General features: G+C 70.2%; 18 protein-coding genes, 4 pseudogenes and 1 riboswitch. Of the genes and pseudogenes, 9 read left to right on the top strand and 13 right to left on the bottom strand.

The window, feature by feature from the left end; genetic code table 11:
- Window positions 1-94 precede the first annotated feature (94 nt).
- Window positions 95-192, bottom strand: a riboswitch (TPP riboswitch).
- Window positions 193-280: 88 nt separating this feature from the next.
- Entirely contained in the window at window positions 281-1,438 is a 1,158-nt protein-coding gene (locus FRZ33_RS04865) for a M20/M25/M40 family metallo-hydrolase (protein ID WP_146908025.1), read from the top strand.
- A 260-nt stretch (window positions 1,439-1,698) separates the two neighbouring features.
- Here FRZ33_RS04865 and FRZ33_RS04860 read toward each other — a convergent pair whose 3' ends face one another.
- From FRZ33_RS04860 to FRZ33_RS04840, 6 genes and pseudogenes are all read right to left on the bottom strand, one after another.
- Window positions 1,699-2,754, bottom strand: coding sequence for a 2-oxoacid:ferredoxin oxidoreductase subunit beta (locus tag FRZ33_RS04860; RefSeq protein ID WP_146908023.1), 1,056 nt, complete (start codon window positions 2,752-2,754; stop codon window positions 1,699-1,701).
- Window positions 2,754-4,424, bottom strand: a complete 1,671-nt coding sequence (locus FRZ33_RS04855) for a 2-oxoacid:acceptor oxidoreductase subunit alpha (protein ID WP_227978279.1) — start codon at window positions 4,422-4,424, stop codon at window positions 2,754-2,756. Before FRZ33_RS04855 ends, FRZ33_RS04860 begins: the two co-directional genes overlap by 1 nt.
- The gene (locus FRZ33_RS16030; protein ID WP_227978371.1) at window positions 4,397-4,591 is read right to left on the bottom strand and encodes a hypothetical protein; all 195 of its coding nucleotides are present in this window, start codon (window positions 4,589-4,591) and stop codon (window positions 4,397-4,399) included. The genes FRZ33_RS04855 and FRZ33_RS16030 overlap by 28 nt, the downstream gene beginning before the upstream one ends.
- Complete coding sequence (locus FRZ33_RS04850; protein WP_146908021.1) at window positions 4,588-6,453, bottom strand: FAD-dependent oxidoreductase; 1,866 nt, start codon at window positions 6,451-6,453, stop codon at window positions 4,588-4,590. Before FRZ33_RS04850 ends, FRZ33_RS16030 begins: the two co-directional genes overlap by 4 nt.
- Window positions 6,454-6,598: 145 nt before the next feature.
- A pseudogene (locus FRZ33_RS04845) lies at window positions 6,599-9,663 on the bottom strand (efflux RND transporter permease subunit).
- Between the two features lie 9 nt (window positions 9,664-9,672).
- Complete coding sequence (locus tag FRZ33_RS04840; protein ID WP_227978138.1) at window positions 9,673-10,764, bottom strand: efflux RND transporter periplasmic adaptor subunit; 1,092 nt, start codon at window positions 10,762-10,764, stop codon at window positions 9,673-9,675.
- A gap of 102 nt (window positions 10,765-10,866) precedes the next feature.
- Between FRZ33_RS04840 and FRZ33_RS04835 the strand changes: the two genes are divergently transcribed.
- The 5 genes from FRZ33_RS04835 (at window position 10,867) to FRZ33_RS16790 (ending at window position 13,746) form a co-directional block, all read left to right on the top strand.
- Entirely contained in the window at window positions 10,867-11,517 is a 651-nt protein-coding gene (locus tag FRZ33_RS04835) for a TetR/AcrR family transcriptional regulator (RefSeq protein ID WP_227978278.1), read from the top strand.
- Between the two features lie 213 nt (window positions 11,518-11,730).
- Window positions 11,731-12,384 (top strand): protein-L-isoaspartate O-methyltransferase family protein, encoded by a 654-nt coding sequence (locus tag FRZ33_RS04830; RefSeq protein WP_146908017.1) that lies wholly within the window; start codon window positions 11,731-11,733, stop codon window positions 12,382-12,384.
- 17 nt (window positions 12,385-12,401) lie between these two features.
- Window positions 12,402-13,217 carry a TolC family protein gene (locus FRZ33_RS16025; RefSeq protein WP_227978136.1) on the top strand — a complete coding sequence of 272 codons (816 nt, stop codon included), beginning with the start codon at window positions 12,402-12,404 and terminating at the stop codon, window positions 13,215-13,217.
- Complete coding sequence (locus FRZ33_RS16020) at window positions 13,100-13,645, top strand: TolC family protein (protein WP_227978134.1); 546 nt, start codon at window positions 13,100-13,102, stop codon at window positions 13,643-13,645. The genes FRZ33_RS16025 and FRZ33_RS16020 overlap by 118 nt, the downstream gene beginning before the upstream one ends.
- The gene (locus FRZ33_RS16790; protein ID WP_265468722.1) at window positions 13,624-13,746 is read left to right on the top strand and encodes a hypothetical protein; all 123 of its coding nucleotides are present in this window, start codon (window positions 13,624-13,626) and stop codon (window positions 13,744-13,746) included. The genes FRZ33_RS16020 and FRZ33_RS16790 overlap by 22 nt, the downstream gene beginning before the upstream one ends.
- A gap of 59 nt (window positions 13,747-13,805) precedes the next feature.
- Here FRZ33_RS16790 and waaA read toward each other — a convergent pair.
- Window positions 13,806-15,108 (bottom strand): annotated as a pseudogene (gene waaA / locus FRZ33_RS04820) (lipid IV(A) 3-deoxy-D-manno-octulosonic acid transferase).
- A gap of 54 nt (window positions 15,109-15,162) precedes the next feature.
- Between waaA and lpxL the strand changes: the two are divergent.
- Window positions 15,163-16,068, top strand: a complete 906-nt coding sequence (gene lpxL / locus FRZ33_RS04815) for an LpxL/LpxP family Kdo(2)-lipid IV(A) lauroyl/palmitoleoyl acyltransferase (protein ID WP_146908015.1) — start codon at window positions 15,163-15,165, stop codon at window positions 16,066-16,068.
- A 1-nt stretch (window position 16,069) separates the two neighbouring features.
- Here lpxL and FRZ33_RS04810 read toward each other — a convergent pair whose 3' ends face one another.
- The 4 genes and pseudogenes from FRZ33_RS04810 to FRZ33_RS04795 all read right to left on the bottom strand — a co-directional run bounded on the left by FRZ33_RS04810 (window position 16,070) and on the right by FRZ33_RS04795 (window position 19,588).
- Window positions 16,070-16,954 (bottom strand): lysophospholipid acyltransferase family protein, encoded by an 885-nt coding sequence (locus tag FRZ33_RS04810; RefSeq protein WP_146908013.1) that lies wholly within the window; start codon window positions 16,952-16,954, stop codon window positions 16,070-16,072.
- A gap of 2 nt (window positions 16,955-16,956) precedes the next feature.
- Complete coding sequence (locus FRZ33_RS04805) at window positions 16,957-18,285, bottom strand: O-antigen ligase family protein (protein ID WP_146908011.1); 1,329 nt, start codon at window positions 18,283-18,285, stop codon at window positions 16,957-16,959.
- A pseudogene (locus FRZ33_RS04800) lies at window positions 18,257-19,367 on the bottom strand (glycosyltransferase). Before FRZ33_RS04800 ends, FRZ33_RS04805 begins: the two are co-directional and overlap by 29 nt.
- A gap of 17 nt (window positions 19,368-19,384) precedes the next feature.
- Window positions 19,385-19,588: a zinc-finger domain-containing protein gene (locus FRZ33_RS04795; protein ID WP_146908009.1), complete on the bottom strand. Its 204-nt coding sequence runs from the start codon at window positions 19,586-19,588 to the stop codon at window positions 19,385-19,387.
- Between the two features lie 173 nt (window positions 19,589-19,761).
- On the opposite strand from FRZ33_RS04795, the gene FRZ33_RS15090 reads away from it, so the two are divergent.
- Window positions 19,762-20,532: a hypothetical protein gene (locus FRZ33_RS15090; protein WP_158637089.1), complete on the top strand. Its 771-nt coding sequence runs from the start codon at window positions 19,762-19,764 to the stop codon at window positions 20,530-20,532.
- A 173-nt stretch (window positions 20,533-20,705) separates the two neighbouring features.
- Window positions 20,706-21,539: a mitochondrial fission ELM1 family protein gene (locus FRZ33_RS04785; RefSeq protein ID WP_322619016.1), complete on the top strand. Its 834-nt coding sequence runs from the start codon at window positions 20,706-20,708 to the stop codon at window positions 21,537-21,539.
- 4 nt (window positions 21,540-21,543) lie between these two features.
- On the opposite strand, the pseudogene glnE reads toward FRZ33_RS04785, so the two are convergent.
- Both glnE and FRZ33_RS04775 read right to left on the bottom strand, forming a co-directional pair.
- Window positions 21,544-24,331: pseudogene (gene glnE, locus FRZ33_RS04780) on the bottom strand (bifunctional [glutamate--ammonia ligase]-adenylyl-L-tyrosine phosphorylase/[glutamate--ammonia-ligase] adenylyltransferase).
- Between the two features lie 163 nt (window positions 24,332-24,494).
- Complete coding sequence (locus FRZ33_RS04775; protein WP_146908005.1) at window positions 24,495-25,631, bottom strand: magnesium transporter; 1,137 nt, start codon at window positions 25,629-25,631, stop codon at window positions 24,495-24,497.
- Window positions 25,632-25,746: the final 115 nt, after the last annotated feature.

Below are 25,746 nucleotides of genomic sequence, written 5' to 3'. Positions count from 1 at the left end.
CCCGGGCGGGGCGGAACGAAGCGGCGGCGCGACAAGAAATCCGGGGTCAGAGTGCATTTATCTGATCGCGGCCAGATAAATGCACTCTGACCCCGGATTTCTTCGCGAAGCTTCCCTACGCCGGTACCAGCCGGATCAGGTTCGAAGGGTATATCTCAGCCCGCATCCCGCCGGGCACCCCCGCTTCCGGGGGCCATTCTTCCACAAGTCGGCGGGCAGCCCCAGCGGTACCGGCCCGGGCCGCCGCTGATAAGCTCGGCGGGACCCCGGGAGCCCTGCCATGACACCGATCCGCGCCGGTATCGCCGCCTGCCTGCTGTCCGTCTTCCTGGTTCCGTTCGCCCATGGTGCTCCTGCCCCGGTCGAGGTCGAGGCCCGCGCCATGCTGGAAGACCTGGTGGCCTTCCCGACCACCGCCGACGGCGATGCCGTGCCGCGCATGGCGGACTATCTGCGCGGACGTTTCCTCGCCGCCGGGTTCGCGCCGGAAGACATCGAGCTCGTGCCTGCCGGAAAGTCCGTCGGGATGCTGGTCCGTTACCGCGGCGCGGCCGGCTCACCGCACAAGCCCGTGGTCTTCATCGCGCACATGGACGTGGTCACCGTGCAGCGCGAAGACTGGAACACCGACCCCTGGACGCTGACCGAGAAGGACGGCGCGCTCTACGGCCGGGGCGCGGTCGACAACAAATACGGGCTGCTCACGGTCGCCCAGGCCTTCATGCGCCTGAAGCGCGAGGGTTTCGTGCCCGATCGCGACCTGGTGGCCGCCTTCACCGGCGACGAGGAAAGCGGGATGCTGACGACGCAGGCGCTGGCGCAGCGCCTGCAGGGCGCCGCGTTCGCGCTCAATGCCGACGCCGGAGGCGGCTTCCGCGCCGCCGACGGCAAGACCTCCTACGTCTACCAGGCGTCGGAGAAGACCTACGTGACCTTCGAACTGACCGTGCGCAACTCCGGTGGCCACTCTTCGGCGCCGCGCAAGGACAACGCCATCTACGAACTGTCGACCGCGCTGCAGCGCATCGCCGCCCATCGTTTTCCGGTGAAGTGGAACGACATCTCGCTCGCCAGCCTCGCCGCCATCGTCGATGCCGTCGAGGGCGAGTCGCGCGCGTCGCTGCAGGCCTTCATCGCCCGGCCCGGCGACGAAGCCGCGGTCGAGGTGCTCCAGGAAGACCCGTACATCGACCGCGAACTGCGCACGACCTGCGTCGCGACCATGCTGCGGGCCGGCACGGCCGAAAACGCCCTGCCCGCCAGTGCCACCGCGACCGTGAACTGCCGGCTCTTCCCCGGCGAGACCGTCGCGCAGACCCTCGCCGTGCTGAAGGACGTGGTCGGCAACCCGGAGGCGGAGTTCGCCACCCTGGCGATCCCGTCGAGAGCCCGGCGTCGGAGATGCCGGCGGAAGCGCTGGCCGCGCTGGAAACCGTGATCGCGGCACGCGCACCGGGCACGAAGATCACGCCCTACCAGGAAGCCGGCGGCACCGACGGCCTGCGCTTCCGGCGCGCCGGCATTCCCACCCTGGGGGGTCGGTCCGCTGTTCGCGACCGTGGACAGCGAATACAACTTCCACGGCAACAACGAGCGGCTGCCGCTGGATCAGTTCCGCGACGGCCTCGACCACATCTACCTGCTGATCAAGGCGCTTTCCGGCAGCGGGGACTGAGGGCAGGCCCGGGCCAGTCCCTTTCAGCGCAACGAGGTGTTGATCCGCTCCAGCGTCGCGCAGCCGGGGAAAGTTCCTCCGGCCCCAGGGGTGTTCAGCGGTGCCGGTACGGTTCCCAGGTGGGCGTGCAGGTCCTCGGCGCCCGGGTCGAGGTAGAGCAGCCCCGTCGCGACTTCTCCGCGGGCGTGCCGCTGCTGGATCAGGTTCATCGCCGCGATGCGGTCGCGGGGATCGTAGCCTGCGTCGAGCTTGTGCAGCCGCAGCACCGAACCGTCGTGCTGCGGCACGTCGATGCTCTCGCCGTGCCCGTAGTCGGCCACGATCGCCGTGCGCGGCGGCATCACGTCCAGGCGGTTCACCGCCTCGTTGTGCTCGCGCACGTAGTCGTAGCTCTTGGTGCTGCCGTCGTGGTTGTTGAAGGCCACGCAGGGGCTGATGATGTCGAGGAAGGCCGCGCCGCGATGCATCAGCGCGCCCTTGATCAGCGGCACCAGCTGCGCCTTGTCGCCCGAGAACCCGCGCGCGACATAACTGGCGCCGAGCTGCAGCGCCATCGTCACCATGTCCAGCGGGCTGTCGCTGTTGGCCACGCCCCGCTTGGACACCGAGCCCTGGTCGGCGGTGGCCGAGAACTGGCCCTTGGTCAGGCCGTAAACGCCGTTGTTCTCGACGATGTAGGTCATGTTCACGCCGCGGCGGATGGCATGCACGAACTGGCCGATGCCGATCGAGGCCGAATCGCCGTCGCCGGACACGCCCAGGTAGATCAGTTCGCGGTTGGCCAGGTTGGCGCCGGTGAGCACCGAGGGCATGCGCCCGTGTACGGTGTTGAAACCGTGCGACTGGCCGAGGAAGTAGTCCGGCGTCTTCGAGCTGCAGCCGATGCCCGAGAGCTTGGCGACGCGGTGTGGTTCGATGTCCAGCTCCCAGCAGGCCTGGATGATCGCGGCCGAGATCGAGTCGTGTCCGCAACCGGCGCACAGCGTGCTGATCTTGCCCTCGTAGTCGCGGCGGGTGAACCCGATCGCGTTGCAGGCCAGGGTCGGATGGTGCAGCTTGGGTTTGGCGATGTAGGTCATCAGGCCACCTTTTCCCGTTCGCCCCGCGGCCGCAGCTGCGCCGCGATGGCGTCGGCGATGAAACGTGCGGTGATCGGCGTTCCGTCGTAGTGCAGCACCGGCACCAGCCGCGCCGGGGCGATGCCGAATTCGTTCACCAGCAGCGTGCGCAGCTGGCCGTCCCGGTTCTGCTCGACCACGAACACCGCCTCGTGTGCGTCGATGAAGTCGCGCACGCCGTCCGGGAACGGGAAGGCGCGCACCCGCAGCGTGTCCAGCGCGATGCCATCGTCCTGCAGGCGGTCGATGGCCTCGGCCATCGCCGGGCTGGTCGAGCCGTAGAAGATCGCGCCGTGCCGCGCCGGCATCCCGGCCCGGGACAGCACCGGCTGCGGCACCAGCGCCTTGGCGCTATCGAACTTCCGCAGCAGCCGCTCCATGTTGTAGACGTAGTCCGGCCCGCGCTCGGAATAACGCGCCGACGGGTCACGCGAGGTGCCGCGGGTGAAGTAGGCGCCCTTGTCCGGATGGGTGCCGGGCCAGGTGCGCCAGGGAATGCCGTCGCCGTCCACGTCCTTGTAGCGCGCGAACTCCGCGCCCGCCTCCAGCTGCTCGGCCGTCATCACCTTGCCGCGGTCGTAACGACTGGCGTCGTCCCATTCGAAGGGCGCGCACAGGCGCTGGTTCATGCCGATGTCCAGGTCGCTCATGACGAACACCGGCGTCTGCAGGCGGTCGGCCAGGTCGAAAGCGGCGACGGCGAAGGTGAAACACTCGTGCGGATCTTCCGGAAACAGCAGCACGTGTTTGGTGTCGCCATGCGAGGCGTAGGCGCAGGCCAGCACGTCCGACTGCTGTGTGCGCGTGGGCATGCCGGTGGACGGGCCGCCGCGCTGCACGTCGATGATGGTCACCGGGATCTCGGCGAAATAGGCCAGGCCGATGAACTCGTTCATCAGCGAGATGCCCGGGCCGGCGGTGGTGGTGAAGGCGCGCGCGCCATTCCAGCCGGCGCCGACCACCATGCCGATCGAGGCGATCTCGTCCTCCGCCTGGACCACCGCATAACGCGCACGGCCTTCGCCATCCACCCGGTATTTCTGGCAGTCCTTCTGGAAGGCCTCGGCCAGCGACGAGGACGGCGTGATCGGATACCAGGCGCAGACCGTGGCGCCGCCGTACACGCAGCCGAGCGCGGCGGCGGCATTGCCCTCGACGAAGATGCGGTCGCCCACCGCATCGGCCTTGCGCAGGCGCAGGCCGATCGGGTGCGGCAGGTGTTCGCGCACCCAGTCGCGGCCCAGGTGCAGCGCTTCGATGTTCGGCCTGAGCAGCTTCTCCTTGCCCCGGTACTGCTCGCCGACCAGGGTCTCGATGATCGCCGGGTCGACTTCGAGCAGTGCGCTCAGGGCGCCGACGTACATGATGTTCTTGAACAGCTGGCGCTGGCGCGGATCGCTCCAGGTCTCGTTGCAGATCCCGGTCAGCGGCACGCCGATGACGGTGATGTCGTCGCGCACCCGCGATCTGCTCAGCGGCCGCGTGCTGTCGTATAGAAGGTAGCCGCCGGGTTCGATCGCGGCGACGTCCTCGTCCCAGGTCTGCGGATTCATCGCCACCATCAGGTCGACGCCGCCGCGGCGCCCCAGCCAGCCGCGCTCGTTCACCCGCACCTCGTACCAGGTCGGCAGACCTGGATGTTGGACGGAAAGATGTTGCGCGGGCTGACCGGCACGCCCATGCGCAGGATGGCCTTGGCGAAGAGTTCGTTGGCCGAAGCCGACCCCGAGCCGTTGACGTTGGCGAACTTGACGACGAAGTCGTTGACCGCCTCCAGCGGTGCGTGCGACGGCGTCATGCGGCACCGCCGACGAGCTTGCCTTTCCCGCAGCCGGGAGAGGAACCGGGGGTGGCGGCCGCGCTGCGGCACCCCGGCCCGGCATGGACCTCCTGCAGCAGGAATTTCTGCATGTCCCAGGCCCCGGTCGGGCAACGTTCGGCACACAGGCCGCAGTGCAGGCAGACGTCCTCGTCCTTCACCATGACCCGGAGCGTCTTCAGCGGCCCGGACACGTACAGGTCCTGGCTGGTGTTCAGCGCCGGCGCGGTCAGGCGCTTGCGCAACTCCTGCTCCTCGCCGTCGGCGGTGAAACTGATGCAGTCGGTCGGGCAGATGTCCACGCAGGCGTCGCACTCGATGCATTTGTCCTTGGTGAACACCGTCTGCACGTCGCAGTTCAGGCAGCGCTGGGCCTCCTTCCAGGCAGTGGCCGCATCGAAGCCCAGCTCGACCTCGACGTGCATGCTGTCGAGTTTGCGCGCCGCTTCCGACCACGGCACCGCGTAACGTTCGTCAGGCGACACCGAATTGTCGTAGCTCCACTCGTGGATGCCCATCTTCTGCGAGTCCAGCCGCACGTCCGGCGCTGGGCGCTCCTGCGGGTCCTCGCCGTTGAGCAGCTTGTCCACGGTGACCGCGGCGGCATGCCCATGCGCCACCGCCCAGATGATGTTTTTCGGCCCGAACGCGGCGTCGCCGCCGAACAGGACCTGCGGCAGGCTCGACTGGAACGTCGTCTTGTCCACCACCGGCATGCCCGCGTCGTCGAAATCAATGCCGATGTCGCGCTCGATCCACGGGAAGGCATTCTCCTGCCCGACCGCGATCAGGACCTCGTCGCAGGGATGGAACTCGTCCGGTTCACCGGTCGGCACCAGCCGGCGGCGGCCGTCCTCGCCGTATTCGACCTTCACCTTCTCGAAGGTCATGCCGGTCAGCCGGCCGCTGGCGCGCACGAAACTCTTGGGCACGCGGCAGTCGAGGATCGGGATGCCCTCGTGCATCGCGTCCTCCTTCTCCCAGGGGCTGGCCTTCATCTGGTCGAAGGCGGAGCGCACGATCACCTTGACGTCCTCGCCGCCGAGGCGACGCGCGCTGCGGCAGCAGTCCATCGCGGTGTTGCCGCCGCCGAGCACCAGCACGCGGCGGCCGACTCGGGTCACGTGGCCGAAATAGACATTGGCCAGCCAGTCCAGGCCGACGTGGATCCGGTCGTCGGTACCGTGCCGGCCCGGCAGGTCGAGATCGCGGCCGCGCGGCGCGCCGCTGCCGACGAAGACCGCGTCGTAGCCTTCGGCCAGCAGCGCCTTCATCGACTCGATGCGGCGGCCGCCGACGAACTCGACGCCCAGGTCGAGGATGTAGCCGGTTTCCTCGTCGATCACTTCTTCCGGCAGGCGGAAGCGCGGCACCTGGGTGCGCATGAAGCCACCCGGTTTCGGGTCGGCCTCGAACACGGTGACGTGGTAACCCAGCGGGGCCAGGCCGCGGGCCAGGGTCAGCGAGGCCGGGCCGGCGCCGACGCAGGCCACGCGCCGACCGTTGTGCGTGGCGGCCGGTCGCGGCATCAGCGCGCGCACGTCGCCCTTGTGGTCGGCGGCGACGCGCTTGAGCCGGCAGATCGCCACCGGCTCGGGCTTCTCGCCGTTGTTCTCCTCCACCCGTCCGCGTCGGCAGGCGGGCTCGCAGGGCCGGTCGCAGGTGCGGCCCAGGATTCCGGGGAAGACGTTGCTGTGCCAGTTCACCATGTAGGCGTCGGCGTAGCGGCCAGCGGCGATCAGGCGGATGTATTCGGGGACCGGGGTGTGGGCGGGGCAGGCCCACTGGCAGTCGACGACCTTGTGGAAAACGTCCGGATTGCGAATATCGGTCGGCTTCACCGCGATCCCCGCTGGCTGTCTGGCCGGACGCGCCGGCCATCGCTTGCCGGCCGAGTCTAGCGCCGCGGACGCGGGGCCACCATGCCTCCCCTGCCGGCCGGCGGAGCCCGCCGGCCTCGGCCGGGAACGGCCCCGGACCGGCAGGTCAAACGCGCTCGGGTCGAGGCACCCGGAACCACGCCGCGTACAGCGCCGGCAGGAACAGCAGCGTCAGCGCCGTGGCCACGATCAGGCCGCCCATGATCGCCACCGCCATCGGCCCGAAGAACACGCTGCGCGACAGCGGGATCATCGCCAGCACCGCCGCCAGCGCGGTCAGCACGATCGGGCGGAAGCGGCGCACGGTGGCGTCGACCACCGCCTGGGCCGGCGGGCTGCCGGCGGCGATGTCCTGCTCGATCTGGTCCACCAGGATCACCGAGTTGCGCATGATCATGCCGCTGAGCGCGATCGTGCCCAGCATCGCCACGAATCCGAACGGCACCCGGAACACCAGCAGGAACAGCACCACGCCGATCAGCCCCAACGGTGCCGTCAGCAGCACCATGGCAGTGCGCGGGAAGCTGCGCAATTGCAGCATCAGCAGCGTGGTCACCACGCCCAGGAACAGCGGCACGCCGGCGGCGACCGACCGCGAGCCGCGGCCCGAATCCTCCACCGTGCCGCCCGTCTCCAGCAGGTAACCCGGCGGCAGCTGCGCGCGGATGTCCTCCAGCGTCGGCAGGATCTGCGCGGTGACGCTGGGCGGTGTCTGCTCGCCGTAGATGTCGGCGCGCACGGTGACGGTCGGCAGCCGGTTGCGGTGCCAGATGATGCCGTCCTCGAAGCCGTATTCCAGGGTCGCGATCTGCTCCAGCGGCACGCTGCGGCCGTTGCCGGCGGGCACCGACAGGCTGCCCAGCAGCGACAGCCGTTCGCGCTCCTCGTCCGGACCGCGCAGCAGGATTTCGATCAGCTCGTTGCCGTCGCGGTAGGTGCTGACCGAGGTGCCCGACAGCGAACCGCGCAGGAAGGCGGCGACATGCGCCGAACTGACACCAAACACGCGCGCGCGCTCCTGGTCGATGTGCAGGCGCACGACCTTGCTGGGCTCGTCCCAGTCCAGGTTGACGTTGCTGACGTGTTCGTTTGCGCGCACCTTGTCGGCGACCTGGCGCGCCAGCCGGCGCACTTCATCCACGTGTTCGCCCGAGACGCGGAACTGCAGCGGGAAGCCGACCGGCGGCCCGTTCTCGAGCCGCGACACACGTGCCTGCACGTCGCTGAACTTCTCGTCGAACAGACCGATCAGCCAGCCCCGCACTTCCTCGCGCGCCTCGATGTCCGGCGTCAGGATCACGAACTGGGCGAAACTGGCCTGCGGCAGCTTCTGGTCCAGCGGCAGGTAGAACCGCGGCGAACCGGTGCCGACGTGGGCGACGTAGCTCTCGATGTCCTCACGCTTGGCCAACTCGGCTTCGAGCCGTTTGGCGACCGCCTCGGTCGCATGCAGTGAAGAGCCTTCGGCCAGCTCCAGGTCCACCATCAGCTCCAGCCGCGTGGACGAGGGGAAGAACTGCTGCGGCACGAAGCGGAACATCATGATCGAGCCGACGAAGGCCAGCACCGTCACCGCGATCACCGTCTTGCGGTAGCGCACGCACCAGGTCACCCAACCACGGAAACGGCGATAGAACTTCGTCGCGTACGGGTCGTGGGCCTGGCCGTCCGCATCGTGGGGCTTGGGCGCGGGCAGCAGCTTGTAACCGAGGTAGGGAATGAACACCACCGCCGCGATCCAGGACAGGATCAGCGAGATCGTCACCACCTGGAAGATCGAGCGGGTGTATTCGCCCGTGCTCGAGGCCGCGGTGGCGATCGGCAGGAAACCCGCCGCCGTCACCAGGGTGCCGGTCAGCATCGGGAAGGCGGTGGACTTGTAGGCGAAGGCCGCCGCCTTCATGCGGTCGTAGCCCTGCTCCATCTTCACCGCCATCATCTCGACCGCGATGATGGCGTCGTCCACCAGCAGGCCCAGGCCCAGCACCAGCGCGCCGAGCGAGATCTTGTGCAGGCCGATGCCGAAGTAGTGCATCGCCGCGAAGGTCATCGCCAGCACCAGCGGGATCGACAGCGCCACCACCAGGCCGGTGCGGAAACCCAGCGAGAAGAAGCTGACCAGCAGCACGATCACCACCGCCTCGGTCAGCACCCGCACGAATTCGGCCACCGAGCTGCGCACCGACTTGGGCTGGTCCGACACCTTGTTCAGCGTCATGCCGACCGGCAGGTTTTCCTGCAGGCGCGCGAACTCCTGGTCCAGCACGTCGCCCAGGCGGATGATGTCGCCGCCGGCGCGCATGGCCACGGCGATGCCGATGGCGTTCTCGCCCATGAAGCGCATGCGCGGTGCGGCGGGGTCGGCGAAACCGCGCCGGACCTCGGCCACGTCGCCCAGGCGGAAACTGCGGTCGCCGATCCGGATCGGGAAGTCGCGGATCTGCTCGACGCTGTCGAAACGGCCCGACACCCGCAGCTGCACGCGGTCGGTGCCGGTCTCGAAGAAACTCGCCGGCGCGATCGCGTTCTGTTCGTCCATCGCCTGCTGCACCACCGCCAGCGGCACGCCCAGGTGGCCAGCTTGGTGTTCGACAGCTCGATCCAGATCTTCTCGTCCTGCAGGCCGATCAGCTCGATCTTGCCGACGTCGGGCAGGCGGTGCAGCTCCAGCTCGATGCGTTCGGCGTAGTCCTTCAGCGTCGCGTAATCGAAACCTTCGCCCTGCAGCGCGTAGATGTTGCCGAAGGTGTCGCCGAATTCGTCGTTGAAATAGGGGCCGACCACGCCCTGCGGAAGGTTCTGGCGGATGTCGCCGACCTTCTTGCGCACGTCGTACCAGAGCTGCGGCAGCTCGCGCGACACCAGCGAGTCGCGCGCCACCAGCATCACCAGCGACTCGCCCGGCCGCGAATACGAGCGCACGAACTCGTAGCGCCCGGTCTCCATCACTTCCTTCTCGATGCGGTCGCTGACCTGGCGCGCCACTTCCTCGGCGGTCGCGCCCGGCCAGAAGGTCCGCACCACCATCACCTTGAAGGTGAAGGGCGGATCCTCCGACTGGCCCAGCCGCTGGTAGCTCCAGAAACCCACGAAGGCCAGCACCAGCATCGTGTACAGCACCAGCGCACGGTTGCGCAGCGCCCACTCGGACAGATTGAAATCGGAGGCCATGGCCGGTCCTCAGCGCGCGTCGGCGGTGACGGGCGCCGCGGCGGCCAGGGCCACCGGGCGGTTCTCGCGATCGATCGGCTTGATGCGCTGGCCCTCCAGCAGCAGGTGCACGCCGGCGGCGACCACCCACTCGCCGGGCTGCAGGCCGGCGGTCACCGGCACCATCGTTTCGCCATAGGGACCGACCTGGACCGGACGCAGGCCGACCCTGGCGGTGTCCGGGTCGACCACCCACAGCGCCGGTTTGCCGTCCATTTCGTACAGGGCCGACAGCGGCACGGCGAGCGCGCTGCCGTTGTCCTGCAGCGCGTAGACGCGTGCGCTCTGGCCGATCTCGGCGCGGGTGTCACCGGCATCGAAGCTGACGCGGGCGGCGAAGGTGCGCGCCTGCGCATCGGCCGCCGGCGCGATTTCGCGCAGCTTGCCGGGAAACCGCTTGCCGGGCGCCGACCACAGTTCGACCAGCAGCGGCCGGCCGGGCACGAAGTCGGCGGCACTCTGTTCGGGCACGCTGATCGCCACTTCGCGCTCGCCGTCCTGGGCCAGCACGAACACGGTCTGGCCCGCGGCCACGACCTGGCCGGCTTCGGCCAGGCGTTGCGCGATCACGCCATCCTTGGGTGCCTGCAGCACCGCATACGCGGCCTGGTTGCCGGACACCGCGGCCTGCGCCCTGGCCTGGCGCACCCGCGCCTCGGCGGCCTTCTGTGCGGACACCCGCTCGTCGTAGAGCGAACGGCTGACCAGTTGGCGGTCGATCAGCCCCTTGTAGCGTTCGAGTTCCGAGGTCGCCAGCGCCAGGTCGGATTCGGCCGAGGCCAGCTGCGCACGCGAGGCTTCCAGTTGCAGGGCGACGTCGGCGGCGTCGAGTTCGGCCAGGGCCTGGCCGGCCTTCACCCGGTCGCCGACATCCACCAGGCGGCGGCTGATCTTGCCGCCGATGCGGAAGGCCAGCGCCGGTTCGTACTGGGCCCGGACTTCGCCGGCATAGGCACTGGCCGCGGCCGCGGCCATGCCGGGCTGCACCACCATGGCCGGGCGGGCCGGGCCTTCCGCGGGTTCGTCGCTGCCGCAGGCCGCCAGGCCGAGCAGGCCCGTCATCAGTAGAATCCGGAGAATCATGGGTGCGCCGTTCATGGGGGAGGTCGATATTTATTGAACCGGGGAGGATACTATCTTTACAATACCGCCCAGTTCAATAATATTTTTCGCCATGAGCCTTCCCGCCAAGCCCCCTCCCTCGGTCGCCCCAAGGACCTGGAAAAGCGCGCCGCCATCCTCGAGGCGGCCAAGACGCTGTTCCCGGTGCGCGGCTACGGCGGCGTCAGCATGGACGCCATCGCCCAGGCGGCCGGCGTGTCCAAGCTCACCGTCTACAGCCACTTCCAGGACAAGGACACGCTGTTCGTCGAGTCGGTGAAGGCCCGGTGCGAGGAACTGCTGCCGTCGGACCTGTTCGTGCCGCGCTTCGAGGGCCCGGTGCGCGCCCACCTGACGCGCATCGCCCACGCCTTCTTCCGGCTGATCACCAGCGACGACGCCATCGCGATCCACCGGATGATGTCGGGCCAGACGACCGGCGATTCGCACCTGCCGCGCATGTTCTGGGAAGCCGGTCCCAAACGCGTCCAGGAGGCGCTGACCACGTTCCTGCAGGCCGAGCATGCCGCGGGCGAACTGCACGTGCCCGACTGTGCGCTGGCCGCGTCCCAGTTCTTCTGCCTGCTCAAGGGCGAATGCCATGCCCGGCTGCTGTGCGGCATCGGCGAGCACTACACGCCGGAGCAGATCGACCGGCACGTCGACGCCACCGTGGACCTGTTCCTGCGCGCCTACGGACCCGGCCGTCGATGAGGCCTGAACCATCACCCACCCTGCCCACGGTCGCGGTGACTAATGGCACTACGGCCGTAGTTGACGGCCCCAGCATCCTGTCGCGGCCCGGACACGGTCCGCGCAGGTCAACGTTTTGCAGTCCCTTCCGTTATCTGGCCCTGGGTCCGGCTACCGCTGGACACCGGCCGGGGCGTAAAATCGCGACCCTTGCGATTCAAGGATTTAGCCGTCATGCCGATTGATTTCCAGCAGGCCCGTTTTGCGATGGTCGAACAGCAGGTCCGTCCCCAGGACGTGCTCGACCCGCGCGTGCTCGATGCCCTGATGACCGTGCGCCGCGAGGACTTCGTGCCGCCGCGCCACCGCAAGCTCGCCTTCGCCGACCTGCCGCTGCCGCTTGAGCACGGCGAGGTCATGATGAAGCCGGTGCTCGAGGGCCGCCTGCTGCAGGCGATGAACATCGAAGCCGGTGACGAGGTGCTGGAGATCGGCACCGGCTCGGGTTTCGTCACCGCCTGCCTGGCGGTGCTGGCGCGCGAAGTGGTCAGCATCGACCGCCATGCCGATTTCATCGAACGCACCCGCGTCCGCCTGACTGCCGACAACGTCACCAACGTCCGGCTGGAAGTCGCGGACGTCTTCTCCTGGCAGCCCGGCCGCCAGTTCGACGCCATCTGCGTCACCGGCGCCGTCGCCACCGACCCGGAACGTTTCGGTGCCTGGCTCAAGCCCGGCGGCCGCCTGTTCGTCATCCACGGCCAGTCGCCGGTGCAGGAAGCCCTGCGCATCACCCGGCGCGGCGAAGGCTTCCACCGCGAAAGCCTGTTCGAAACCGACGTCCCCTATCTGCACGGCGCCGCCCCGGCGCCGAGCTTCGCCCTTTAAATCACCAGGACCCCTCCATGCGCCTGAGCCTCCGTCCCCTGACCTTCGCCATCCTGCTGGCCGGCACCGCCGGCAGCGCCGGCGCCGCCGACCTGATCGACGCCTACGAGATGGCGCGCCAGAGCGACCCGGTGCTCTCCGCCGCGGAATCCCAGCGCCAGGCCACCGGCGAGAACGTGGTGCAGGCCCGCGCCAGCCTGCTGCCACAGCTCAGCGGCACGGCCAGCCTCACCGACACGCGCATCCGCGGCGTGGACGCCTACGGCCGCGACCGCAGCTACGGCCTGAGCCTGGGCCAGTCGCTGTACGACCACGGCAACTACACCCGCCTCAACGCCAGCAAGCTGCGCCGCGAGCAGGCCGATGCCGAGTACCGGGCCACGGCTGAAATCCTGGTCATCCGGGTCGCCGACGCCTACTTCGGCGTGCTCACCGCGATCGAAACCCTGGCGTCCTCGCGCGCGGAAGAGCGCTCGGTGAAGCGCCAGCTCGACCAGGCCGAAAAGCGGCTGGAAGTCGGCCTGGCCCCGATCACCGACGTGCACGAAGCGCGTGCCCGCTACGACACCGCGCGCGCCAATGCCATCGCCGCCGCCATCGCGCTGGACGACAGCCGCGAGGCGCTGGCCGAGATCACCGGCCAGCCGCTCGAGAACCTCCGGGGCCTCGCGCCGGACTTCAAGCCGGTCAACGACGATCCCCGCACCGCCGAGGAATGGGTGACGATCGCCACCGAATCCAACGCGACCCTGCAGGCGCGCGAACTGGCGCTTGCCGCCGCCGAGCGCGACATCAGCACCGCCCGCTCCGGCCACCTGCCGACCCTGGCCTGAGCGCCTCGATCGGAGACAACGCCGGCTGGCAGAACGAGTACCCGGGCGGCCCGAACACCTCCGGCGGCGGCAGCACCGTCGGCGTGACCCTGAACGTGCCGATCTTCAGCGGCTTCGCCACCCAGTCCGGCGTGCGCCAGGCGGTGGACTTCCGCGACATCGCCGCCGACGACCTCGAGGCGCAGCGCCGCGCCGTGGTCCGCGGCACCCGCAATGCCCAGCGCTCGCTGGCCGCCGGCGAAGCCGAAGTCGAAGCCCGCCGCCTGTCGGTGGTCTCCGCCCAGGCCGCCTACGAGGCCAGCGAAGCCGGCCTGGAAGTCGGTACCCGCACCATCGTGGACGTGCTGATCACGCAGCAGGCGCTCTACAACGCCCAGCGCGAATATGCCCGCTCGCGCCACGCCTTATGGTCAACACCCTGCGCCTGAAGCAGGTCGCCGGCGTGATCGAGATGGCCGACCTGCAGGCCGTCAACCAGGTGCTGGTGAACGACGCCGAAGCCGCGCTCGAGTCCACCACCGTCGACTGACCCCGAAGCACCGCCGGCGCGCCCAGGCGCGCCGGCCCCCCTGCGATTGCCCTGCGCGTCTAGGCGCGCCGGCCCCGCAACACCTCGTCGATCAGGGCCAGCGTCCGCGCCAGCGCGCCGGACAATTCGCCCACCTGTGCCCGGCCCGCCGCCCCCATCGCCGCCCGGCGCACGGGATCACCGGCCAGTTCCAGCAAGGCGTCGGCCATCGCCGCCGCATCCGCCACCTGCACCGGGGCATCGGCGTCGCGCAGGCGGCGCGTGACCTCGGCGAAATTGAACGTGTGCGGCCCGACCAGGCTGGGCACGCCCAGCGCCGCCGGTTCCAGCACGTTGTGCCCACCCACCTCGCACAGGCTGCCACCGACGAAGGCGACATCGGCGGCGGCGAAGAAACCCAGCAGTTCGCCCATGGTGTCGATCACGAACACCTGGGTGGCCCGGCCGGGAAGCTGCTGGGCCTGCCGCATGCAGACGTCGAACCCACCGTCGCGTGCAGCATTGGCCACGGGCGCGAACCGTTCGGGATGCCGCGGCGCCCAGAGCAGCAGCCCATCGGGATACGCCTCGATGAACCGCGCATGCGCGTCCAGCACCGCCTGCTCCTCCGCGGGATGCGTGCTGGCGGCGATCCAGACCGGCCGCTGCGCGCCAGCCACGACGCCACGCGGCGGCCTGCGCTTCGGTGCCCGCGGGCACGGCGAGGTCGTACTTGAGGTTGCCGGTGACGACGATGCGGGACGGGTCGGCACCGATCCGGGCCAGGCGCGCGGCATCGTCCGCCGACTGCGCCGCGATCAGCCGCACCGCCTGCATCGCCACGCGCGCCAGCGAACGCACCGGCAGGTAACCCCGCAGCGAACGCTCCGACAGCCGCGCATTCACCATCACCAGTGGAATGCCGCGCCGCCCGCATTCGACGTAGAGATTGAGCCAGATCTCCGTTTCCACGATCACCGCCAGCGACGGCTGCGCGCGGTCGAGGAAACGCCGAACCATGCTGCCCAGGTCGTAGGGAAGATAGACGTGGTGCACCCGGTCGCCCCAGAGCGCGCGCACGCGCTCGGAACCGGTCGGCGTGATCGTGGTCACCAGCAAGGGACGACCCGGGTGTTGCGCCAGCAGGCCGTCCACCAGCGGCCGCGCCGCCAGCACTTCGCCCACCGACACCGCGTGCACCCAGATCGCGCCGCGCAGGTCCAGCTGCCCCTCGAGCCAGGCATAGCGCTCGTTCCAGCGGTGCAGGTATTCGCGCTGGCGCAGGCCGCGCCAGATCAGGTGGTAGAGGGTGATCGGGAAGGCGAGGTGCAGGACCAGGGAATACAGGCCCAGCAGCACGCGTTGCCCGAAGGTGAGTGACATGTGCGAAGGATACCCGAGCTCCCGGCGCGACGGCGCCGGCTAGAATGGCGCGGCATGAGCGAAACCCCGCCCCCGCTGTCCCCGCGCACCTGGCCCACCTGGCTGCTGATCGCCCTGGGCTGGACCGTGGCGCGCTGGCCCTGGCGGCTGCAGCGCGCGGCCGGACCCGTGCTGGGCCGCCTGCTGCTGCGCGTGGCCGGCAGCCGCCGCCGCGTCGCCGACGCGAACCTGGCCCTGTGTTTCCCCGAGCTCGACGACGCCGCCCGCCAGCGCCTGCTGCGCGCCAACTTCGAGTCGCTGGGCATCAGCCTGTTCGAATTCCTGCGCGCCTGGTGGGGCCGGCTGGCGCCGGTGGACCGCGGCTTCGAGATCACCGGCCTGGAACACCTGCACGCCGCCCAGGCCAGCGGCCGCGGCGTGATCCTGGTGTCGGCGCACTTCACCACGCTCGAGGTCTGCCTGCGCCTGCTCTGCCAGCACGTGGCGCTGGCCGCGGTGTACCGCCCGCATGAACAGCCGGCGATGGAATGGGCGGTCCGGCGCGGACGCCTGCGCCATGCCCGCGCCATGTTCGCGCGCGACGAACTGCGGCCGGCGGTGCGTCATCTCAAACAGGGCGGCGTGCTGTGGTTCGCGCCCGACCAGGAATCGCGGCGTGGCGAAAGCGTGTTCGTGCCCTTCTTCGGCCAGCCCGCCTACAGCCTGACCTCCACCCACCAGCTGGCGCGGCTGAGCGACGCGTCGGTGCTGCCGCTTTTCCACGAACGCCTGGACGACGGCCGCTACCGCATCGAAGTGCTGCCGCCGCTGGAAAACTTCCCCACCCCCGACGCCACCGCCGACACCGCGCGCATCATGGCCACGCTCGAAGGCCTGATCCGGCGCCGGCCCGAGCAGTACCTCTGGCTGCACCAGCGCTTCAAGCGCCAGCCCGACGGCAGCCGCCGCCGCTACGACTGATTCAGTACACCGGCGCTTCGCCGGGTGGCCGCGTCTTGAAGCGGCGGTGCGCCCACAGGTACTGCTCCGGGCATTCGCGCACCACGGTTTCCAGCTCGGCCATGTAGCGCGCGGCATCGCGCACCGGATCGCCGCTGGGCCAGCCCGGCCAGGTCGGCTCGATCCGGATGCGGTAACGGCCGTCGGCCTCGCGCCGGTACCAGAACGGCAGCAGCACCGCGCGTCCGCGCTGCACCAGGTCGGGGGTGGCGGTCAGCGTCGCCGCCGGCACGCCGAAGAAGGGCACGAAGGCGTTCTGGTAGGTGAAGTTCTGGTCGGCCGAATACACCACCGGCTGGCCGTCCATCAGGTTCCGCAGCAGGGCACGCACATCCTTCTTGCCGATGGTCGGGCCGTACACGGCGGCGCGCGCGCGGTCGAACCAGGCCTCCAGGCAGGGGTTGTTGTGCCGGCGCACGACCACGCGCACCTCGCGGCCCAGTGCTTCCGACAGCAGCCGCACCGCCAGTTCGGTGTGGGTGAAATGCCCGCACATCAGCAGCACGCCCTGGCCACGCGCCAGCGCTTCGCGCAGGTGCTCCAGGCCTTCGATCTGCGCCAGGCCCGCCAGCGTGCGCTTCGGCGCGAACCAGGCGCGCATCAGCTCCAACGCACCGATCACCGTATTGGTGATGCTGTCGCGGCACAGGCGGCGTTGCGTCGCGGCGTCCGCCTGCGGGAAACACAGCCCGACATTGATGCGTGCGATGCGCCGGCGCGACGCCAGCAGCGGCCACAGCAGCCAGGACAGCATCCGACCCAGCGCCAGCAGCGCCGGCTGCGGCAGCCGCGCCACGCCACGCGCGGCCCAGTCCAGTGGCGGCAGGAACAAACAGCGCGCCGGCATGTTCAGGTTCCGGCGTCGGCCGGCGTGTCGCCGACGCGTCCCGACGCCAGCAGGCTGCCGGCATACAGCGCCGCCAGCAGCAGGGTCAGGCCGCCCCAGAAGCTCGAATAGAACGCCAGGTGGGTATTGAACGGGAACACGGTGACCGCCAGCGCCAGCATCGCCGGTCGTGCGCGCTCGCGTGCCGCCTCACTGGCGAAACGCCAGGCCCGCCAGGCCATGGCCGCACCGGACAGCCACAGCAGCAGGCCGATCAGCCCGGTTTCGCTGAGCACTTCCAGCACGATCTGGTGGGCGTGGTAGGCCGTGCCCTTGCCCCACTCCGCCTCCACCTCGGCGTTCGGATCACAGTCCGGGAAGGCCTTGCGGAATCCCCGCGCACCGACACCGTTCACCGGGTGCCGGGTGGCCATGCACCAGGCGGCCGCCCAGATGCGCGTGCGCCCCGACAGCGCCACGTCCATGCCGGCGGTGTCGGCGCTCAGCGCCTGGGTGGTGCGTTCCAGCCGCTCGCGCACCTGCGGTGAACCCAGGCCCAGGGCCACCACCGAGACCGCACCGAAGGCGAAGGTCAGGGCCAGCCGCTTCCAGCCCAGCAGTCGCCAGCCCGAGAACACCAGCACCAGCGTGAAGGTGATCCAGGCCGCGCGCGCGCCGGCCATCAGAATCACCAGCCCCACGGCGGCGGCGGCCACGCACCAGCCCACCACGCCGAAACGTTTCGCCGCCAGGTACAGCAGGAAGGGCGACAGGCTGGCCAGCACCAGCCCAAGCTTGAGGTTGCAGGGACCCAGCACGCCGCTGACCCGGCCCAGCGCCGCCATGTCCGGCTTCGCGCACAGGTCCTTGCCGCTGATCAACTGCTTGAGTTCATTGAGCGCGAAGAAGATCGGGCTGGTGTCGAACACCGCCTGCACCAGCGCGTCCAGCGTCCACACCGCCATGATCACGCCCAGCCCGCCGAAAGTGAGGCGGCGCCCGCGTTCGTCCGCCACCGCGATCGCCACCAGCCACAGGAAGGGCAGGTAACGCAGGTCCAGCAGCGACTCGCGCACGGCACGTGCCGGATTGATCGCATCGGGCGCGGAAATGACCTCCGGCAGCCAGTAGCTGAGGAACAGCACCGTGGTCAGCGCCCAGGCTTCGTGGGAAAGCAGGGTCATGCCACCGCGGAATCGGTGGTAGGCCAGCGCGCCCAGCGCCAGGATCGCGCCCAGCGACAACACGGTTTCCGCCGGACCGGGCAACGGCCACAGCGCCACGAAGGCCAGCACCCAGCCGGGGGCCCAACGCAGGCGGACTTCAGTCGGCGGCGAGGCGTTCATAGACATCCAGCGTGGCGGACTGCATGGCCGCCAGGGTAAACGGGATGGTAACCGGCATCGGCGGCGGTGCGGCCAGCAGCGCATGCGCCGCGCCGGTCAGGGCATCGGGTTCGCCCAGCGGCACCGCACCGGCGGGATACAGGCGGCGCAGCAGGTCGCCGACGCCGCCGTGGTCCCAGCCCAGCACCGGCCGGCCCACCGACAACGCCTCCAGTACCGTGCGGCCGAAGGCTTCGGGTTTGTTCGACAGCTGCAGCACGAGGTCGGCGACGGCGTAGGCCTCGCGCACGTCGGTGCGTGGCGCGCTGATCGCCATCACCGCGCGCACGCCCAGGGGTCCCGGCCAGCGCCTCGAGCTCGGCGACATACTGCTCGCGCCCCGGTTCGCGCGTGCCCAGCAGCCACAGTCGCGCGTCTTCGCCGGTGGCGCGCAGCGCGGCCAGCAGGCGGATCGCTTCGTGGTGGCCTTTCAGGCGGGTGCCGCGGCCGGGCAGCAGCAGCAGGCGGCCGCCCTGCAATTCCGGCAGGTCGGCCGCGAACGCCTGGCGCCACGATTCCGAGGCCTGGAAACCGCGCGGGAACTCCGCCGGATCCAGCCCGCGCGGGATCACGCACAGCCGCTGCGGATCGGTCTGCGGCCAGTGCCGCGTCACGTACTCGCGCACGCTGTCGGACACGCAGATCACCCGCTCGCCGCGCAGCATCACGCCGCTGTAGCGGCCGGGCGAATTCATGCCATGCACGGTGGTGACGAAATGCGGCCGCGGCGCCGGAAGGCCACGCAGTGCGAACCAGCCCAGCCAGGCCGGCAGGCGCGAACGCGCATGCACGATGTCGGGTTGCAGCGCCGCCAGCTCGGCGCGCAGGCGGCGCATGGTCGCGAAGGCGCGCAAAGACTTGCGGCCCACGTCAAGGGTGATGTGTTCGCTGCCGCCGCCCAGCAGCGGCTGCACCAAGCGCCCGCCCGCTGAGATCACGACCGAACGGTGCCCGGCGGCCACCAGCGCCGCGGCGATTTCCAGCGTGGACCGTTCAACCCCGCCGCTGTGCAGCGCGGGCAGCAGCTGGACGACCGTCAGGCGGCGCAAGGCCGGGCCCCCGCCACTCAGTCCTTCAGGACGAAGTTCGCGCCGCAGTACGGGCAGACGGCACTGCCCGTCGCCTCGACCGGCAGGTAAACGCGCGGATGGGAATTCCACAGCGCCATTGCCGGCGTCGGGCAGGACAGCGGCAGGTCGGCGCGGCGGACCTCGTAGCGGCGTTCGGCATTGGCGGGCGCGCGGCCGGTGGCGGTGTCGGTTCGCGACATGGCGGGATTCCTCGGGGTCGGCCGGCATTTTACACCCGCGCACGCCATCGCGCCGGGGTGGCACGACCGGATTCCACCCTGAATCCCGTGTTCCCTGATGTGTCCGCACCAGCCCCCGCCGGCGCGGCCCTCGCGGCACCACCCGGTGTGCGAGCCCCTCCTGGAGAGTCCCCATGCCGCATCGTTCACTGTTGTCGCTGCTGATCCTGTCCTGCCTGGCCGGAACCGCCCATGCAAAACCGCCGTCCCACGCCGAGGTGCTGCTGCCGCCGCGTCGAAGGCCATGGCAGCCGCCGCGGTCACCGCCGACGAAGTCGGCGACGCGGACTCCTTCGGCCGCAACGTCAAGTGGCTGGGCGTGCTGGCCGGATCGATCCGGCTCGCCATCGACTGCACGCCGGCCCCGGCGACCCGCCGGACGAAAGCTGCGTGCCGCTGTCGGCGGCCCCGGCCAGACCGCGTTCGACGTGCCCGACATCGACAGCATCACCCTGCCGGCTCGCTCCAGCCGGTCCCTGCTCTGCCACTGGCAGACGCCGATCGTCTATTACTCCGCCAGCAACAACACCGGCAGCACGCAGAACTTCACCCTGCGCGCCCAGCCCGTCTACCGGATCGAGAGCGAAGTGCTGGACGAGCCCGGCCTGCTGAACCCGGGCACCGGCCTGCCCTATGGCGGTGAGATGGAGCTGCCGCTGACGGCGATCTACAAGGCGGGCAGCCGGGACCCCGGCGAATACGAATTCGAGGTCATCACCGGCGCCCGCATGTGCATCGGCAGCCTGGTCAGCCTGTCCAGCCTGGTGTCCACCCATGGCCTGACCCCGGCGCAGGCCCGGCGTTTCTTCAGCCGCCCGATCACCATCCACCTGGGCATCAGTGGCCAGGCACAGCTGGTGGATGACGCCCAGATCTACTTCGGCACGCGGTTCGTCGGCGATTGATGTTTCGCCGCGGCGGCCTCGCCCGGCCGCCGCGGTTCCGGCTACCCTTGCCGGAATGAACGATCCCTCTTCCTGCTGGGCCCTGCACGACGGTGCCGCCGGCCATCGTCAGCAGGTGCTGGCACTGGCTGCCGCGCTGGCGCCGCAGGTTCACGAATGGCCGCTGCAGGTGCGTGCCCCCCTGGTCGTGGCTGGCGCCACGCCGGCTGCCGGGTGCCGGGTCCGCATTTGGTCCCGATTTCGAAGCCGCCCTGGCATCGCCGCCGGCGCTGGCCGTGGGCTGCGGTCGCCGCGCCGCCCTGGCCACGCGACTGCTGCGCGACCGGGGCACGCGCGTGGTGCAGGTGCTGCACCCACGCCTGGACACCGGGCACTGGGACCTGGTGGTCGCGCCCGAACACGACGGCCTGAGCGGGCCGAACGTGATCACGCTCTGCGGCAGCCTGCATCCGGTGGACGGCGCCTGGCTCGATTCCGCGCGCGCGCAGTACGCCCATTTCGCCAACCTGCCGTCGCCGCGCACCGTGGTGCTGCTGGGCGGGCGCACATCGGCGGTGCGTTTCGACCGCGGCGCCTTCGAGGTGATGGCGGCCAAGCTCGAACACTGGCTGGCGACCGAAGGCGGCAGCCTGATCGTGCTGGGCTCGCGCCGCACGCCGGCGCTGATCGCCCGGCTGGCACGCAGTTACTGGGCCGATACGCCCGGCCTGCGCTGGTTCGACGACAGCGACGGCGCCAATCCCTACGCCGGTGCGCTGGCCTGGGCCGACCGGTTCGTGGTTTCACCCGACTCGGTGAACATGGTGTCGGAAGCCTGCGCCACCGCCGCGCCCGTGTACGTGGCCGAACCCGGCCGTGCGACGGGCCGCGTGCGCGCCTACCTGGACAATATGCTGCGCCGAGGACGCATCCGCGCCCAGGGTCGGCATCCCGAGCCCTACACTGCCGCCCCGCTGCGTGAGACATCGCGCGTCGCCATGCTCGTGCTCGACCGCCTCGGGTTCTAGCGCGTCAGAAATTCAGTTCCGCCCCAGCGCAGGCGTCCCGCACGACAGCGCGAGCGGCATCCAGCGCGGGATCGGGCGGCACCAGCCGCGGGCGCTGGTCGAGGGTGCAGTCAGGCCCAGGCCCAACATGAGTGTGTGCGCCTGCGCCAGGGCTTCGACGGTGTCCGCAGGCATCACGCCGGTCGCCACCAGTACGTGCAGCAGGGCTGGCGTATCGCGTGGCTCCCGCAGCGCCGGTTCGGCGGCCGCATGCTGCAGCACCTGCGCCTGCAGCAGGAACTCCAGGTCCACCAGGCCACCCTCGCCCTGCTTGAGGTCGAAACGCAGCGCGTTGCTGCGATCGAGTTCGCCACGCATGCGCCGGCGCATTGCCTGCACGTCCTCGCGCAGCGTGGCGACGTCGCGCGCCTGGCCCAGTGTTTCCGCGCGGATCTTCTCGAACGCGTCGGCCACGGCCGGCGCACCGGCGATCGGCCGCGCGCGCACCAGGGCCTGGCGTTCCCAGGTCCAGGCGCGGTGGCGCTGGTAGTCGGCGAAACTTTCCAGGCTCGACACCAGCATGCCTTTCGCACCGTCGGGGCGCAGGCGCACGTCGATCTCGTAGAGTTTTCCGGCGCCGGTCACCGTGCCCAGCAGGCTGACCAGGCGCTGCGCCAGGCGCGCGAAATATCGCCCGGCGTCCAGCGGGCGGGCGCCGTCGGAAACGGCGTCGGTCGCGGCATCGTGCAGGAACACCAGGTCAGGTCCGACCCGAACCCCAGCTCATGCCCGCCCAGGCTGCCGTAACCCAGCACCGCCAGGCCGGCGCCGGGCACGCGGCCGTGCGCCGCCACCACGTCGGCTTCCGCCACCTGCAGCGCCGCCGCCAGCAGCGCTTGCGCCAGCGCCGCCAGCCGCCGCGCCGCATCCACCGCCGGCAGACGCTGTCCCAGGGTCGCCAGCGCGATGCGGAAGGCGATGGCCTGGCGCAGTTCGTTCAGTGCGTTCAGCGCGGCCTCGGTGTCGCCGGGCGGCAGCGGCGCCATCGCTTCGGCCACCAGCGCCGGGAAATCGGCTTCTTCCGGCACCGGGCCAGCCGCGCGCGAATCCAGCAGTTCGTCCAGCAGCAGCGGATGCGCCGCCAGCCGTTCGGACAGCAGCGCGCTGCGGGCGGTGACGTCGGCCAGGCGCGCCAGCGCCGCCGGCTGTTCTTCCAGCAGGGCGAGGTAACTGGTGCGCCGCGTGATCGCCTGCAGCAGGGCCAGGCCGCGCGGCAATGATGCGTCCGGCGCTTCGCTGCGCGCGGCGGCGTCGAGCAGCTGCGGCAGCACGTTGTCCAGGCGCTGGCGGCCACGGGTGGACAGCGCGCGCACCGCCGGCGTGCGGGCGAAATCGCGCAGCGCCGCGTCCTGCGCCGCGGCATCGGCGAAACCGGCTTCGGTCAGCACCGCGGCGTCGCCGCCGTCGGGCAGCGCGCGCCAGTACTGCTCGATCGCGCCGGGCTGCGCACGCCGGCGCCGGCGCGCTTCGAGCAGGCCCGAAAATTCTTCCGCGACCACGCTGCGATGGTCATCGAGTTCGGCCAACATCGCCGCGGCGTCGTCGAAGTCGAGCGCACGCGCGATGCGATGGCGCGCCACCGGATCTTCGGGCAGCGCGTGCACCTGCTGGTCGCCCAGCATCTGCACGCGGTTCTCCAGCCGGCGCAGGAAGCGGTAGGCCGCCGCCAGCCGGTCCGCCGTCGCCGGCGCCACATGCCCCGCGGCCGCCAGCGCCGACAAGGCCGCCAGCAGCGAGCGGTTGCGCAGCGCCGGTTCGCGGCCGCCACGGATCAGCTGCAGCGCCTGCACCAGGAATTCCACCTCGCGGATGCCGCCCGGCCCGAGCTTCAGGTCCTCGGCCAGTTCGCGCCGCTGCACTTCGGCGGCGATCAGCGCCTTCATCTCGCGCAGGCCGTCGAGCGCGCTGTAGTCGAGATAACGCCGGTAAACGAAGGGCCGCAGCGTCTCCAGCAGGCGTTCACCGGCAACGATATCACCCGCCACCGGCCGCGCCTTGATCCAGGCGTAGCGCTCCCAGTCGCGGCCCTCGCGCTGGTAGTACTGCTCCATCGCGCCGAAACTCAGCGCCAGCCGGCCACTGGCGCCGAAGGGCCGCAGGCGCAGGTCCACGCGGTGGCAGAACCCGTCGGCGGTGACGTCGCCCAGCAACTGCGCCAGGCGCTGGCCCAGGCGCGTGAACCAGGCCTCGGCGTCCAGCGCGCGGGCGCCGTCGCTTTCACCGTGTTCGGGAAAGGCATAGACCAGGTCCACGTCGGAACTGAAATTGAGTTCGTCGCCGCCCAGCTTGCCCAGCCCGAACACCACCAGCGACTGCGGCGCACCCGCGGCATCGCGCACCACGCCATGGGTTGCGGCCAGCGACGCCGACAGCGCCGCCACGCCCGCCTGCAGCGCCCGGTCGGCGATGCGGCTGCTGCCGGCCAGCGTGGCATCCACGTCGTCCAGTCCGCGCAGGTCGCGCCAGACCAGCCGGGTGGATTCGCCGGTGCGCCAGCGCCGCAGGCGCGCCGGCCAGTCGGCTTCCTGGCCGGGCTCCAGCAACAGCGCCGCGGGCGCATCGTCCAGCGTGTCCAGCAGCTCGGGCTGCCGGCACAGGGTGTCGATGGCGAAGTCGCTGCACAGCGCCAGTTTCGCCAGCGCGGCACGTCGTGCGGGATTGATCAGCGCGTCGGGCGCACGTTCGGCCAGGCGCGCCAGGGCGCGCTCGACCAAGAGGGATGAAGTGGAATCGAGCGAAGGCGAATCGGGCATGGCCGGATTCTGTCACGCGCGCCGGGCGCGGAAAAAAAGAAAGCCCGCAGCGCGATGCAGCTGCGGGCTTTCAGCCCCTCCCCACGTCGGAAGCGCTGGCATCGTGGCCCGGCTCCGGAACGCATGCACGTTGCACTGCAACATGTACCGTCGGGTACAGGAATCAGAGCACCAGCCAAGTCACCAGGCCCAGGAAACTGCCCATGCTGACCACGTCCGTCAGCGTGGTCAGGAAGATGCTCGACGCCGTGGCCGGATCGGCGCCCAGGCGCTTGAGGATGAGGGGAATGGTGGCGCCCGCCAGGCCCGCGCACATGCAGCTGATGGCCATCGCGCCCATCGTGATCAGGCCCAGCATCAGGCCGTCCTCGCCGCCGCCGCGGGTCACCACGAAATACATGGCCGCACCGGCGATCGCACCGGTGACCAGCCCGTTGAGCAGACCCAGCAGACCTTCCTTGCTGACGATGGCGGCGATCTTCGTCGCCCGCAGTTCGCCCAGGGTCATGCCACGCAGCATCACCGCCAGCGCCTGGCAGCCCAGGTTGCCGCTCTGCCCGCCCAGCACCGGCAGGAATACCGCCAGCACCACCACGCGGTTGATGGTGTCCTCGAAATACCCCACCACTGCCGCCGCCACGAACACCGTCAACAGGTTGACCAGCAGCCAGGGATTGCGGAACCGGAAACTCCGCCACAGCGGCGTGGCCAACCGCTCTTCTTTCTCGACACCGACCATCGAGCCGGCCTGCGCCGAGATCTCGAAGGCCTGCTGTTCGAACAGCACCTGCCCGCGCACCTGGCCCACCAGCCGGCCATCGTCCTCGCACACCGGATACACCGGGTAGTGGCGCGTCACCACTTCGCGCATCGCGTCCACCAGGGTGGTGTTCGGGCGCAGGCAGAAGGGCGAGCGGATCATGATCTCTTCGAGCCGGCGTTCGCGTTCGGCGTACAGCAGGTCGCGGAAAGCCACCACGCCCTGCAGCTTCTGCTCCGCGTCCACCACCCACAGGTAGGTGACCAGGCGCTGCTTCACCACTTCGCGCAGGGCTTCCACCGCTTCGGTCACCGTGGTCGCGAGCGGGAACACCGCCGGCGGATCCTCCAGCAGGCGACCGACGCTGCCCTCTTCGTAACGCTGGCCGTCGTGCCAGTCGGTGCCGGCCGGCGCCGCGGCCATGATGCGGGCGCGCTGTTCGGGCGCCATCGCCGCCAGCAGGATGTTGGCGCGCGCCGGCGCCATGCCCGCCAGCAGCACGGCCACTTCGGCCGGCGGCACGTCGTGCAGGTGTTCCAATGCGGACTGGGTGTCGAGCGCGGCGACGCGCTTGGCGAGATTGGGGGGATGGGGCGACTTCGGTCACAAGGATCTCCGGGCAGCGCCGTGAAGAACGGCTTAAGCCTAGCCCACC

It is taken from the genome of Arenimonas daejeonensis, assembly GCF_007993735.1.
Lineage (GTDB): Bacteria > Pseudomonadota > Gammaproteobacteria > Xanthomonadales > Xanthomonadaceae > Arenimonas > Arenimonas daejeonensis.
Note: the sequence above shows the minus strand (reverse complement) of the source record. Positions and strands in the feature narration are given on the sequence as shown.